At 31.1% G+C, this 14,550-nt stretch carries 14 protein-coding genes; 9 read left to right on the top strand and 5 right to left on the bottom strand.

The genetic code is table 11. The features are described 5' to 3' along the window. Positions 1-46 precede the first annotated feature (46 nt). Together AQ1685_RS09235 and AQ1685_RS20380 are read right to left on the bottom strand one after the other, a co-directional pair. Positions 47-580 carry a hypothetical protein gene (locus AQ1685_RS09235; protein WP_095071510.1) on the bottom strand — a complete coding sequence of 178 codons (534 nt, stop codon included), beginning with the start codon at positions 578-580 and terminating at the stop codon, positions 47-49. 132 nt (positions 581-712) lie between these two features. Further along, positions 713-886 (bottom strand): hypothetical protein, encoded by a 174-nt coding sequence (locus tag AQ1685_RS20380; protein ID WP_173862350.1) that lies wholly within the window; start codon positions 884-886, stop codon positions 713-715. A 152-nt stretch (positions 887-1,038) separates the two neighbouring features. Between AQ1685_RS20380 and fumC the strand changes: the two genes are divergently transcribed. The 6 genes from fumC to AQ1685_RS09205 all read left to right on the top strand — a co-directional run bounded on the left by fumC (position 1,039) and on the right by AQ1685_RS09205 (position 9,598). Then, positions 1,039-2,436: a class II fumarate hydratase gene (gene fumC / locus AQ1685_RS09230; protein ID WP_095071508.1), complete on the top strand. Its 1,398-nt coding sequence runs from the start codon at positions 1,039-1,041 to the stop codon at positions 2,434-2,436. Positions 2,437-2,616: 180 nt separating this feature from the next. Further along, positions 2,617-3,633 (top strand): DUF4476 domain-containing protein, encoded by a 1,017-nt coding sequence (locus AQ1685_RS09225; RefSeq protein WP_095071507.1) that lies wholly within the window; start codon positions 2,617-2,619, stop codon positions 3,631-3,633. A 189-nt stretch (positions 3,634-3,822) separates the two neighbouring features. Then, positions 3,823-7,008 carry a LodA/GoxA family CTQ-dependent oxidase gene (locus AQ1685_RS09220; RefSeq protein WP_095071505.1) on the top strand — a complete coding sequence of 1,062 codons (3,186 nt, stop codon included), beginning with the start codon at positions 3,823-3,825 and terminating at the stop codon, positions 7,006-7,008. Positions 7,009-7,020: 12 nt separating this feature from the next. Continuing rightward, on the top strand, positions 7,021-8,160 hold the full coding sequence (locus AQ1685_RS09215; RefSeq protein ID WP_095071503.1) for an NAD(P)/FAD-dependent oxidoreductase: 1,140 nt from the start codon (positions 7,021-7,023) through the stop codon (positions 8,158-8,160). 45 nt (positions 8,161-8,205) lie between these two features. After that, a complete protein-coding gene (locus tag AQ1685_RS09210; protein WP_095071501.1) occupies positions 8,206-8,679 on the top strand; it encodes a nucleoside deaminase in 474 nt (157 codons plus the stop codon). A gap of 49 nt (positions 8,680-8,728) precedes the next feature. Next, positions 8,729-9,598: an aldose 1-epimerase family protein gene (locus AQ1685_RS09205; RefSeq protein WP_157730167.1), complete on the top strand. Its 870-nt coding sequence runs from the start codon at positions 8,729-8,731 to the stop codon at positions 9,596-9,598. Here the strand turns inward: AQ1685_RS09205 and AQ1685_RS09200 are convergent. From AQ1685_RS09200 to AQ1685_RS09190, 3 genes are all read right to left on the bottom strand, one after another. After that, positions 9,590-10,042 (bottom strand): HAD domain-containing protein, encoded by a 453-nt coding sequence (locus AQ1685_RS09200; RefSeq protein ID WP_095071497.1) that lies wholly within the window; start codon positions 10,040-10,042, stop codon positions 9,590-9,592. The two genes, AQ1685_RS09205 and AQ1685_RS09200, sit on opposite strands and share 9 nt — an antisense overlap. A gap of 7 nt (positions 10,043-10,049) precedes the next feature. Beyond that, a complete protein-coding gene (locus AQ1685_RS09195; RefSeq protein ID WP_095071495.1) occupies positions 10,050-10,556 on the bottom strand; it encodes a DinB family protein in 507 nt (168 codons plus the stop codon). A 92-nt stretch (positions 10,557-10,648) separates the two neighbouring features. After that, the gene (locus tag AQ1685_RS09190; protein WP_095071493.1) at positions 10,649-11,077 is read right to left on the bottom strand and encodes a DUF3995 domain-containing protein; all 429 of its coding nucleotides are present in this window, start codon (positions 11,075-11,077) and stop codon (positions 10,649-10,651) included. A 53-nt stretch (positions 11,078-11,130) separates the two neighbouring features. On the opposite strand from AQ1685_RS09190, the gene hutI reads away from it, so the two are divergent. Genes hutI through AQ1685_RS09175 form a run of 3 tightly spaced genes read left to right on the top strand, consistent with a single transcriptional unit; the run spans position 11,131 to position 14,550 of the window. Beyond that, complete coding sequence (hutI, locus tag AQ1685_RS09185) at positions 11,131-12,366, top strand: imidazolonepropionase (RefSeq protein ID WP_095071491.1); 1,236 nt, start codon at positions 11,131-11,133, stop codon at positions 12,364-12,366. Between the two features lies 1 nt (position 12,367). Continuing rightward, entirely contained in the window at positions 12,368-13,375 is a 1,008-nt protein-coding gene (locus tag AQ1685_RS09180; protein WP_095071489.1) for a formimidoylglutamase, read from the top strand. Next, on the top strand, positions 13,372-14,550 hold the full coding sequence (locus tag AQ1685_RS09175; RefSeq protein ID WP_095071485.1) for an MFS transporter: 1,179 nt from the start codon (positions 13,372-13,374) through the stop codon (positions 14,548-14,550). The genes AQ1685_RS09180 and AQ1685_RS09175 overlap by 4 nt, the downstream gene beginning before the upstream one ends.

Here is a 14,550-nt window from a genome sequence, read left to right as displayed (position 1 = left end):
AAATATAAAGCTGTTTTTTAGTTGTTCTTTCAATTCGTATGTAAAGTTATTCGTATTTGTATCTAAATTTACCTTCCGTTACAGTAAAGTCAATTGGAGATGAAGGATCATCTGGATTTTCAGAAGTTGTGAACTCAAAAGTTCCTTCAACTATTTTATCTGTCGTATTTACTGATTTAATTTCTATTTTTCCTCCTCTAGTTAACTCTGAAATATCATTCGTTAATTCAAACATTCTAATAAAATGAGAAGGTGGTGTTGTAAAAGTATCTGGACCAAAATTATAAACACCAGGAGTAATATCAGTTCTTTTTAACCAAATATTAATTTCACGAGTTCCTACTATTCCTCCATCTCTTGCCTGTAACATTACAAAATCTTCTATCGGGTAATAGTTCCAAATATTCGTTGATGAAAATTCATTTGTACCAAAAGGATTGTTAGCCTCAAAAACTTCTCCATTAATAACAGCTGTCATCGCAAATTCACTATCATTATTGTTACTGTCGTCTTCTGAAGAACAAGAAGAAAAACTTACTGTGATAATAAGTAATAAAAATAAAGTATAATATTTTTTCATATAATTAGTTAGCGGGTAAATTTAATATTTTGGTATCAGAAACTATTAAAAAGTAAATTATTCTCTAAATATGGATAAAAAAAAGAGTTTACAAAATTGTAAACTCTTTTATTGTATGTTTTGATAAAAAGACTACTTTCCTTCAGCAGCTTTTTTAGCTTCTCTCTTTAATTTTAAATTTTCCCAGATAGTCCCACCGATCCAGTAAGGAACTACAAATGTTAGTAAGAAAATTAACAACCAAAAACCAGTTGTGAAAATAAACATGAATAATACTAATCCTGAGAATTGTGAAAAATCTAACATCTGTTTGTTTTTGTAAATTATCTGAATGCAAAAATAACACTTATTTTCATTATTCTACCACTATTTTCAAAAATATTTCATTACGGTTTTTGAACTAACTTTTATTTGAGTTTTATTAACTTTGAATTCTTTTAAATACTAAATAAATAACAATGGAATATAGAATTGAAAAGGACACCATGGGTGAAGTTAAAGTGCCTGCAGATAAATACTGGGGAGCTCAAACTGAACGTTCTAGAAACAATTTTAAAATTGGTCCGGCTGCAACAATGCCACTAGAAGTAGTTTACGGTTTTGCTTACTTAAAAAAAGCAGCTGCTTATACAAACTGTGAATTAGGTGTTTTGGCTGAAGAAAAGCGTGATTTAATTGCACAAGTTTGTGATGAAATTTTAGCTGGTAAGCACGATGATCAATTTCCATTAGTAATATGGCAAACAGGTTCTGGTACACAAAGTAACATGAATGTAAATGAAGTAGTTGCGAACAGAGCTCATGAGATTGCTGGAAAAAAAATTGGTGAAGGTGAAAAAACGATTCAACCAAATGATGATGTAAACAAATCTCAATCTTCAAACGATACATTCCCTACAGGAATGCATATTGCAGCTTACAAGAAAATCGTAGAAGTTACTATCCCTGGAGTTGAACAATTACGTGATACTTTACAAGCAAAATCAGAAGCTTTTGCTAATGTTGTAAAAATTGGACGTACACATTTAATGGATGCCACTCCACTTACTTTAGGTCAAGAATTTTCTGGATATGTTGCTCAATTAAATTTTGGTATAAAAGCATTAAAGAATTCTTTAGCACATTTAAGTCAATTAGCTTTAGGAGGAACCGCTGTAGGTACAGGTTTAAATACTCCTGCAGGTTACGATGTTTTAGTAGCAAAATATATTGCAGATTTTACAGGTTTACCTTTTGTAACTGCTGAAAATAAATTTGAAGCCTTAGCTGCTCACGATGCTTTAGTGGAAACTCATGGAGCGTTAAAGCAATTAGCTGTCTCATTAAATAAAATCGCTAATGATATTCGTTTAATGGCTTCAGGCCCACGTTCAGGTATTGGTGAATTAATCATCCCTGCAAACGAACCAGGATCTTCAATTATGCCAGGAAAAGTAAATCCTACACAAGCAGAAGCAATGACTATGGTTTGTGCGCAAGTTATGGGTAATGATGTTGCTGTTACTGTTGGGGGAACTCAAGGTCATTACGAACTAAACGTATTTAAACCAATGATGGCGGCTAACGTATTACAATCTGCTCAATTAATTGGAGATGCTTGTGTATCTTTTGATGTTAATTGTGCTGCTGGAATTGAGCCTAACCACGGTAGAATTACCGAATTAGTAAACAACTCTTTAATGTTAGTTACCGCTTTAAATACTAAAATTGGATATTATAAAGCTGCTGAAATAGCAAATACTGCTCATGCTAACGGAACTACTTTAAAAGAAGAAGCGATTAACTTAGGTTATGTTACTGCTGAAGAATATGATGAGTGGGTAAAACCAGAAGATATGACTGGAAGTTTAAAATAAATAAAACTTCGAATTTTATAAATCATAAGAAACCACAACTAAATGTTGTGGTTTTTATTTTACCTTATAACCACTGATTAACTAATACTTAGATACAGAAAACTATTTTCTTCTCCTAAATTTTAAAATAGTTGGCACGTTGTTTGAAAAAAGCTTTGTAATTACTTTAAAACAGAACTTATGAAATTAAGAACACTACTATTTTTAGCCTTAAGCATTTCTTTTTCTTCATTTGCACAAAAGAAAACAGATTATGCTACTTTCAAAAAAGAATTAAAACAAAAAAAATATACGCCAGAAGTAATTTTAGACAAGGCATTAAACTATTCTTCTAGCCATGATATTTATGTCTCAGAACTTATCGACGCTTGTCGTTTTTTCTCTAGTGATAGAAGAAAATATAGAATATGTGTTAACGCATATCCTAGAATAATTGATAAACGAAATTTCTTTCAAGTTTACGATCTTTTCCAAAACTTTTCTTTCGCTATACAATTGTATCACAATACACAAGCAAATCAAAGTGAAGTTTCTGAAATAGATTATCCAAATGCTGAATATTATAGAGGTCCAACAACTAATAGCTGTAATAAACCGATGCCTGAATACCAATTCAGAAGTATTTATAGTCAAATTAGAAATAGAAGAAATAATGGAAATCGTTATTTAAAAGATATTATTTCTAATAATTGTTTAAGTACAAGACAAATTATGAAGCTTACTGAAAAGTTACAAAGCAATAGGAATCGTTATGATTTATTAAAATTTGCTTTTCAATTTTCATATGATCTTGAAAACTTTTATTACACTGAACAATTAATTAATGATAATTATTTAAAACAACAGCTGAACAGATTTATCGATAGAGAAATAAATCAATTAAATAATCATGTTGGATTTGATGATTGTAGACCTTTATCTCAAAATGAATATGATTATGTTTTAAAATCAATAAAAGACGAAAGATTTACAAAAGAGCGTTTAAAACTAGCAAAACAACATATAGAACGTAACTGTTTTTCTATTGATAGAATCAGGCCTATTATTAAAGAGTTTAGCTTTGACAAGGATAAATTAAATCTCTTAAAACTTAGCTATCAATTCTGCCCAAACAAAGACCAGTTTTACAAATTAAAAGAAACATTAAGTTTCTCTAGGTATAAAAGAGAATTTGACCAGTTTTTACTAGATCACTAATATCTTAAAGAACCAAACCACAAAAATTTTTGTGGTTTGGTTTTTTAATTCTTTTACTCTTCTACTCCCAACTTCACAAAAACATCACTCATTACCTAATAGAATACGTTTAAGGATTATTACCCGGTCATACAGCTTTTTAAAGTTTAATTTTAATCAACTTAATCTCTAAACTTTAAGAAACAAACAATGGAAAAATCTCAAAACGAAAAATCAACATCATGCTGGAATTGTAATGGTGATATAGAAACAATAACAAAACGTCTTGAAGAGATGTTTGTAGAAATGGGACAAAAAACAAGAATTGAAAGAGGACAAAAACCAGCTGAAAGAGCAGTTTTTAGAAAACAACATGGAATCGCTTACGGTAATTTTGTTATAAATAAAGATATTGAAGATCGTTTTAAACTAGGTTTATTTTCCGAAGATTCTTATGAATGTGCTGTACGCTTTTCTAGTGACACCTCTCCTACTTCACCTGATTTACACTCAACTCTAGGAATTGGACTTAAGCTTTTTGGTGTAAATGGTGAAAATATTTTAGATGGTGGCACAAATGCCGATTTCATCATGCAAAATATCGATCGTTTTTTTGCTAGAGATGCACAACAGATGTGTAGTTTTACTACTGCTGGTGTTATCGATAAAGATTACGATTCTTACATAGCGAAACATCCTGAATTAGCTGCTATCTTAAAAGCTATGACTAAAGAGGAAGCTAGTGTATTAAGTGCTAGTTATTGGGCTATTTTACCTTTCAAATTAGGAGAAAATCAAATTGTAAAATATCGTTTAGTTCCAGAAAACACTTATGAAGGAACTCCATTTAATGAAAATGATTATTTAAAGATTGATCTTGAAAAACGTCTATTACAAGGTGATGCTACTTTCAGATTTGAAATTCAATTACGTACAAATCCTCAAACCATGCCCATTGACGATGCTCAAGTTGTATGGAGTACAGAAGAGAGTCCGTATATCTGTATCGCAAAATTACATTTACCTCAACAAAACGTAGCTGCAATAGGTCAAGCAGAATTTGGAAGTAATTTAGCTTTTAATATTTGGAGAACACTACCAGAACACGAACCATTAGGTTCAATTGCTCAAGTTAGAAAAGTTGTGTACGCTGCCAGTGCAGAAACCAGACATCAAGCAAACGGAGAATTACTAGAAGAACCTAAAAAGAGGAATCCGCATTTCGAAGGAAATATCGATGAAAATGATGATTGTATTGTTACTGCAGGAATTTATCCTCCAATAGGAATTATGCGTGTTGGTAACAGTCAGAATGAATATTTCTTAGGTCCGCTTGTTGATGAACCAATTGCTCAAGAAGATCCGTATGCTTATAGAGACGAGATCGGAGCTTTAAAAAGACAAGCTGCACAGTTTAGAATATATGGATTTAATGCCGCAGGAAAAGCTGTTAAAGAATTAACTGCTGAAAATGCAAACATCACTTGGCATTGTCATTTAGCAAATCAAAAAGCTTCTTGGTATCAGTTTCAATTGGCTCTTGATATTCCTGAAGCTGCAGACGCTCCACCTTCATTTTTAAGAAATATTAATGTTCCAAATCGTGAATCATTATTAATTGATGGTAATGCTCAATCTATTTCTGGAGTAGGCATTGAAGACGGACCAACTTTTGAAGGTGAGTTTTTAGATAAAAAAGTGTATTTGGGTGAAATGCGCACCGATGAAAAGGGAAGATTAATTATGTTAGGCGGACATGGAAAATCAGAAAATATAGATGGTGATATTGCCATTACTTTCGCCAATAATGAGGGTTGGTATGATGATACTTCAGACGGACCAGTAACTGCTGAAGTTGAATACAACGGTACAAAATTAAAAGTAGATCCAGCTTGGGTTGTATGTGCTCCGCCAGATTATGCACCAATGCAAAAATCTGTAAGAACAATGTGGGATTTAATGCGAAGTGTTGCTGTAAAATCTGGAATGTTAACTAGACCTCAACGTCCGTCATTCACAAAAGATATTTTACCAATTTTTCAACGTATGACAGATTTACAATGGGTAAATGCTGGATTCGCTGGAGCTTTTGGTTGGGGAGGTCAGTTCAATTATACTTCAAAAGAATGGATTAAAAAATTAGGAAACCCTTCTTCTGCTTTTCTTGAAATGAGAAGAACAATCTCTAATAACTTCAGAAGAATTGATGTAAAAGGTGCTGAGGCTCCACAATTATGGCCTTGGTTATATGGAGATGCTATTAGTATTCCTTCTACAGGATCAGTTCGTCAACACGCAACTTTATCAGAATTACAATTAGAATTTTTAGATCAATGGGTTACTGGAGATTTTGATGCTGATTATATGGATACAGAAGGTTGTCCGTTTCATGCAGAACCAAAGAAAATTGACGATTTACCAGTAGACGAACAACCAGATATGCTAACAAAAGCTGCAATGGATTTCTGTTTAGCTGATGCTTTCCATCCTGGTTGTGAAATGACTTGGCCAATGCGTTCTTCTGGAATGTATATGAGTGCTTTTAGAGTTAAACATGCAAAAGCAACTCCTCCTGTAAATAATATTTATTACGGGCCAACAATGAATAGCGATACGTTAACTTTAGCAAAAGGACCTATTTTAGGTGGACAAGTAGCTGGTGGAATTACACGTTGGATGGCTATTCCTTGGCAAACAGATACTGCAAGTTGTAGAGATGGATACACAACCAGCTATGATCCTTATTTACCTACTTTCTGGCCAGCGAGAGTTCCGAACAATATTTTAAATGAAAAACGCTATGATCAAACTTTAGATTCGAATTTAGCAGAAGAAACAAGAATGGAAGCTTTTGCTGATAGAGCAGATTGGTTGAGTGATCTTCCTTTAGATGGTGCTTCACCAAACTACACGAACCAAATTAACAGTATGGTTAAGTATTTTGATAAATTAGCTGTAGTTCAAAAACGACCTGGAGTATTAAACGATCCAAATTTCCCTAAAGAAATGCAAGTTGGTATCACTCCTACTCCAGCGCAAGAACAAGCTTTACTACAAGCCACACTTGATAATTTGGCTGTAAACTTGGATGTTGATACTTTAAATGCAGAAACCAAGGAATTATTATTATCTGCTGTAGATAAATTATCTCATAAAAATTTATTGAACGAAGAATTTTTACTTGAAAATGCTAAAAGCGAATTATTAATGTTGGTAGAGAATGAATTAATTCAAGATTTTGAATCTACTGAAAGTGTTACCAATACGATAAACTTATTAAACTCTAAATTACACGGTATAAATAAAACTAATTCTCATCAATCGGAACCTCATCAAAAGATAGAAGTTGGTATTCCAGAGAAAATGACACGATTCTCAAGGTTTATTCCGAAATAAAGAGAAAGATACATGATATCAAAGCATAATACAGAAATATTAATTTTAGGTGGCGGCATTGCTGGTTGTATTGCCGCCATTTCTCTAGCAGATACTTATAAGGTTACTCTGGTAGATAAATTAATTCAACCTACCGAAAAAGTTGGTGAATCTTTAGCGCCAGCAACACATCGAATTTTAAATGCACTCGGACTTACACTTAGCGATAGTGAGCATAAAAATATTTTTATCAATAATCTCGGAATGCAATCGTACTGGGGAAGTGATCAAGTACAAATAATAGATCATTTAAGAAATCCTGATGGAGCGTCAAAAAGTGTCGATCGAAAAAAATTGGCTTTGTACTTAAGAGAAAAAGCTATTGAAAAAGGCGTTGATTGTTTCTGGGGATTACGCTTTTTTAATAGTTCTTATAAATATAACACATGGAATATAACTTGTAAGTCTGATGATATAAAAAATCGCACTACGAAAGTTTTCTCTTCAAAGTTTGTTATTGATGCTACAGGAAGAGGAGCACATTTTGCGAAATCTCAAAATATTAAAAGAACAAAATACGATTCGTTAATTTCTTGTTGGCTAACAGTGCCTAACACCACACAAAATACGATGAGTACTATTTTACCAGATGAGTTTGGTTGGTGGTACACTGCTGTAATTCCTAACAAAAAAAGAATTTTATCATACCAAACTGACGCAGATATTATAGATAAAAGTGTTTTTAAAACTTTCAATTCGTTTTCAAAACTCATTCACCAAAATAAAATTGTAAATCAGTTTATCAAAGATCAAACTAATACTGTAGAATTTCATGGTGTTGTAAGCGCAAATTCTACGAAGTTAAATCAAGTTGTTGGTCAACAATGGTTAGCTTTAGGAGATGCTGCAATTAGTTTCGATCCTTTATCTTCTCAAGGAATGTTTAATGCCATGGCAACCGCTATGCAAATAAGCGATTTACTTAAAAAAGTAAATATTTCATCGAATATAAATGAAGAAAAAATAGCTTACCTATCTAATAATTATACCTCGCAAATAGATTCAATATGGAATCATTACTTAAAACATAAAGAACTATTCTATAGTGCAGAAACTCGTTGGAAAAATGCACTTTTTTGGAAAAGAAGACATGAAAATGTATTCGTATTGTAAAATCTACTATTTTTGCTGCCCTTTTTTTACCTTTAAAATAAAAACATGAATACACACGAAGAATATATGAGTGAGGCAGTAAAAGCTGCTTTAAGAGGAATGCAAAACAATGAAGGAGGTCCGTTTGGATGTATTATTGTAAAAGATGGTGAAATTGTTGGACGCGGTAATAACAAAGTTACATCAACAAATGATCCAACAGCACATGCAGAAGTTACAGCAATTAGAGATGCTTGTAAAAACTTAGGAACTTTTCAATTAGATGGCTGTATTGTTTACACTTCTTGCGAGCCTTGTCCGATGTGTTTAGGAGCAATTTATTGGGCACGTCCGGATAAAGTATTTTATGGTAGTAATCAAGTTGATGCTGCCAATATAGGTTTTGATGATGAGTTTATTTATAAAGAAATTCCGTTACCTTACGAGAAAAGAAGTATTCCTTTTGAACAAGTAGGTAGAGATATTGCCTTAGAACCTTTTCAAAAGTGGACAGAAAAAGACGATAAAATTGAATATTAATTTTGAAAATCCTTATCTTGTTGATAAGGATTTTTTATTTCAGAAAAAGATGATTACGCTAGAAAACGACCAACTACAAGTGCAAATAAAAACTGCTGGTGCAGAGCTTACTAAAATCTATTCAAAACAAACTCAATTAGATTATTTATGGAATGGTGATGAAAAATTTTGGAAACGCCACGCTCCTATTTTATTTCCTATTGTTGGTAAACTAAAAGAGCATACATATTTCGTAAATCATCAGAAATATCATTTACCTCAGCATGGTTTTGCTAGAGATAATGAATTCAATGTGGTATCTAACAATGGTAATAAAATTACATTTGAACTAAATTATTCTGACAAAACATTAGAAATTTATCCTTATAAATTTAAGCTACACGTTTCTTACACTCTAATAGAAAACTCTATCAAAATTAAGTATCAAGTAAAAAATGAGGACGATAAAGCAATTTATTTCTCAATTGGTGCGCATCCAGCTTTTTCTTGTCCAATTACTTCTGAAACATCTTTTTCTGATTATTATATTGAATTTGAGACTCCTGAAACCCCTCTACAATATTCTTTAAATAAAACTAACGGGTTACGTACTATAAATCCAACAGAACAATCGCTTGATAAAATCTTTAAATTAAATTATGAATTATTTGAAGATGACGCTCTAATTTATAAAAACATTTCCTCTAAAAAGATTGCTCTAAAATCTAACAAACATGAACACGGACTTAATTTTTTAAGTTCAGATTGGGAATATTTTGCTTTTTGGACCAAAAAAGACGCTCCTTTCATTTGTTTTGAACCATGGATGGGAGCTGCTGATCTTGAAACTACCAACCAAGATTTCACTCAAAAAGATAGTATTATCAAATTAGACGTAGATAAGGAACTTGAAAAAGAATATATGATCGAATTATTTTAGTTTAGCTAAAGCTTCTTTCAATTTTTCTGAATTAAACCCAATAGTTAACTCTGTTAATATTAACTTTTGCTTTACTTCATCTTTTAAACTATTAAGAGATTTGTCATCATCTAATATTATAAAATCGTTTATATGATAATCTAATAGAAATCTCAGAACTTCTTCTCTCCTATTTTTACAATTTTCATAGACTGGTAGAAAACCTGATATTTCTTTTTGAATTTTTCTATTCCTAAAAATTTGATTGAATTCAGATAATGTTTTTCTCAATCTTCTAGTAGAACTCAACCAAATTTCAAAATCAGCATATTCAAAAAGTTTATTCAAGTTTGATACACAATTTTGATTAAAATCAGAATAACCATCTATGTGAATAGTATCAGATTTCCATGGTGGAGTTGTAATTAGAACTCCGTCTAAATCTAATATTAAAACTTTCTTCAATATATTTTTATAAATAACGTTCTTTAATAACTTGTAAATGGTGTTTCTGGTGACCAGCCATAACCATTCCTAAAGCACGAACAGATATTTTACTTCCAGAACCAGAACCTATTTTCAGTAAATCTTCTTGTCTAAAGCTTTTAAATAACTGTATTGTTCCTTTTCTAAGTAAATTCATTTCATCAAGTAAATCTTTATAATCTCTATCCTGAGCTATAGAATTAATAACGAATAAATCTTGATCGAAACCAGGTAAATCGGTTTTATCATTTCTTGCAAAACACAAAGCTCGGTAACAAAAAATACGTTCTGTATCTATTAAATGCTGAATTAATTCTTTTATCGTCCATTTACCATCTGCATAAGCATGATTCTCTTTATTTGACGGTATATTTCTTAAAATAGCTTCAAAATCTTCTTGAACAGCCTCTAAATTCTCTACTATCGATTTTTCAGTTTCTAAGTTTGTAATAAACGAAGTATAATAAGGATTGTATTCTGTAGTTGGTATCATAAAATTTTTAGTCTATATCTATTAAACCAAAGATTAATTTTTACGCTTTTAGTTTAATATCTTTTAAAATTTAATGCTAAAAATACCATTTCCTAGTTTAAAAATAAAAGAAGATATCCTGACAAAGCCAAAAATAAACACAATGGTGAAAAGAATTTGGTGTCATTTACAGCAAACTTTGTTTGTTTAATCCTTTTAAAAAAGCCTACATATTTAAAATCTCCTATAGCTCTCAATAAAAAAATAGAAGAAAAAATTAGTAATCCATTTGTCTTAATCCATTGAGGCAGAAAGTAAAAATCATAGATTTTTGCTACTTGTATATAACTACTAAAAATTAGCAATACAAAAAACGCAACTAATAACGTTAAAATTGGTGGGGCTTTTAAAACTTTTACTTGTTTTGTATTCGTTGGAATGACACGATCGAGACCGAAAGTGCCTCCAAAAGCCCAATAGAAATGAAATAAAGAAATAATAAGTAATATAATACTACATATAATTGCGATAAAAAATGTCATATTGATTCGTCTTTTTATGTATGTTTGTTATTACCCAAAGTTAACGATCCCTTATGACAACCTTATTGATAAATATCAAGGAATTAATTCAAGTTAGAGAAGAAAGCGTTAAAAAGGTTTCTGGTAATGAAATGAAAAAATTACCAACCTTAAAAAATGCTTTTTTAGCTATTAAGGATGAAAAAATAATAGATTTCGGTTTAATGAAGGATATTCCGTCTTATTCTGCTGCTATCTTAATAGATTGTAAAGGTAAAATGGTATTTCCTACATGGTGTGATAGTCACACACATATCGTTTATGCTGGAACAAGAGAGCAAGAATTTGTAGACCGAATTAATGGCTTAACTTATGAAGAAATTGCTAAAAAAGGCGGTGGAATATTAAATTCAGCAAAAAGATTACGAGAAAGTTCTGAAGAGGAATTATATGAGTTAACTAAAGTTAGACTCGATGAAGTGATGCGTTTAGGAACTGGAGCTATAGAAATAAAATCTGGTTACGGTTTAACTACCGATGCTGAACTAAAAATGCTTAGAGTTGTAAAACGACTTAGAGATGAATTTGATTTACCTATTAAAGCAACATTTCTAGGTGCTCATGCTTTTCCAGAAGAATTTAAAGAAAATCAAGAAGCATATATTGATGTAATTATTAATGAAATGTTACCTAAAGTAGCTTCTGAAAACTTAGCTGAATTTGTAGATGTTTTTTGTGAAACAGGATATTTTACTGTTGCTCAAACTGAAAAAATCATTCAGGCAGCTAAAAAAGTAGGATTGCAACCTAAAGTTCATGTAAATCAATTTACAACTATTGGTGGTGTAGAAAAATGTGTTTCTAACGATGCACTTTCTGTTGATCATTTAGAAGTTTTAAGCGATGACGATATTAAAGCATTACAAGGCTCAGGAACTATGCCTGTTGCACTTCCTTCGTGTTCTTATTTCTTAAGTATTCCTTACACACCAGCTCGACAGATTATTGATAACAATTTACCTTTAGCATTAGCTTCAGATTATAATCCGGGTTCTACTCCTTCTGGAAATATGAACTTTGTTGTTGCTACAGCATGTATTAAAATGAAAATGACTCCAGAAGAAGCTATTAATGCAGCAACAATAAATGGTGCGTATGCAATGAACTTATCTGATGAAGTTGGATCGATCACTAAAGGTAAAAAAGCAAACTTTTTTATAACAAAAGAAATCTCATCATATAATTTCTTGCCTTATAATTTCGGATCTAGCGTTATTGAATCTGTATACATAAACGGAAAACTTGTATAACATGTTGCAAACATTTTCTAGTAATACCATTTTAGAATTTGTATCACTTAGAGATGGAGAATCTAAACTTGGCGAACATGTTCAAACGATACATAATAATAAAAATGTAGTAGAAGAATTAAAAGCAACTTCTGCTACATTTATCATTTTGGGTGTTCCTGAAGATATTGGTGTACAAATGAACTATGGAAATGCAGGAGCTCACACGGCTTTCATTCCTGCACTACAAGCATTATTAAACACACAACAAAATCAATTTATTAATGGTAATGATATATTGATTCTTGGTTATTTAGACTTTTTAGATGAAGTAATTGATTTTAATCCTGAAGATCGTAATAAAGGAAATGAACTATTAAAAAAGTTAGATACTGAATTATCTAAATGGATTTCTATTATTGTTCAAGCTAACAAAATTCCAATTGTAATTGGTGGAGGACACAATAATTCTTATGGAAATATTAAAGGTTTTTCCGAAGCTTTAAATCAATCGGTAAATGTGATTAACCTTGATGCTCACACCGATCTTAGAAAATTAGAAGAACGCCATAGTGGAAATGGTTTTTCTTACGCTTTACAACATGGTTTTTTAGATAAATATTTCATGTTTGGTTTACATGAAAATTATACACCTCAATATATATTCGATCTTATTCACAATAATATCAATCTTGAATATAATATGTTTGAAGAAATCGCTGTTTACAAAAGCACAACGTTTGAAAGCGAATTACAGCGAGCTTTAAATTTTATTGCTGAGAAACCTTTCGGAATTGAAATTGATCTCGATTGTATTCAATCTTTTCCTAGTAGTGCAATGACTCCTAGCGGATTTTCTCCTGAAGAAGCAAGACGTGTTGTTTATTTCTTTGGTAAGCATAAATCAGCAAACTATTTACATGTTTGTGAAGGTGCTCCTTCATTATCCAATGAAAAATTAGCTACAAAACAAGTAGGAAAATATATCAGTTATTTAATTACTGATTTTATTAAATCGAAAACCAATTGAAAAAAGCTTCAACTATATTATTAATAATTGTTTTAGCTCAGTTTTTCTGTACTTCTTTGTGGTTTGCTGGTAATGGAGTTTTAAATGATTTAATTACTGTTTTTAATTTAGAAAACGGATCATTAGCTAGTCTTACATCATCGGTACAATTCGGATTTATTATTGGAACTTTATCTTTTGCTTTATTAAATATTGCTGATCGGTTTTCTCCTTCAAAAGTATTTTTCGTTAGTGGATTATTAGGAGCCGTTTTTAACTTAGGAATTATTTATCCTGATAATAACATAAATAGCTTAGTAATCTTTCGATTCTTAACCGGATTCTTCTTAGCTGGTATTTATCCTGTAGGAATGAAAATTGCCGCAGATCATTTTGATAAGAACTTAGGAAAATCTTTAGGATATTTAGTTGGTGCACTTGTTTTAGGTACAGCTTTTCCTCATTTTTTATCCTTTTTTACAACAGCTTTACCTTGGAAAATTGTGATTTATAGTACTTCAGGTTTAGCTTTATTAGGGAGTTTACTAATTTTAATATGCATTCCTGATGGTCCTTTCAGAAAAAAAAGTAGTTCTTTAAAACTGAATGCCATTTTTCAAGTTTTTAAAAAGAAAGATTTTCGATCTGCTGCATTAGGATATTTCGGTCATATGTGGGAGTTGTATACTTTTTGGGCTTTTATTCCCGTTATTCTAGGTATTTATTTAGATAAAAATCCAACAGTAAATTTTAATATATCACTGTTATCATTTAGTATTATAGCAATTGGTAGTTTAGGGTGTATTTTAGGTGGTTATTTATCATTAAAATGGAAAACTAAGAAGATTGCCATGATCGCATTAGCAATATCTGGATTATGCTGTCTTACTTCTTCTCTATTCTTTTCTTCTCCTTCACTTATATTTATTCTTTTTGTTTTAATCTGGGGTTTTACAGTAATTATGGATTCTCCTCTTTTTTCAACCTTAGTAGCTAAAAATGCTCCTACAGAAATTAAGGGAACTGCACTTACTATTGTAAACTGTTTGGGATATAGTTTAACAATTATGAGTATTCAAACGATAAACTATTTACGAGAATTTATTCCTCAAGAATATTTATTTGTTGTGTTGGCTATAGGTCCAGTATTTGGATTATTGGCATTAAAACAAAACAGTAAAACTATGGCTCATTAG

The organism is Tenacibaculum jejuense (genome assembly GCF_900198195.1).
Classification (GTDB): domain Bacteria; phylum Bacteroidota; class Bacteroidia; order Flavobacteriales; family Flavobacteriaceae; genus Polaribacter; species Polaribacter jejuensis.
Note: the sequence above shows the minus strand (reverse complement) of the source record. Positions and strands in the feature narration are given on the sequence as shown.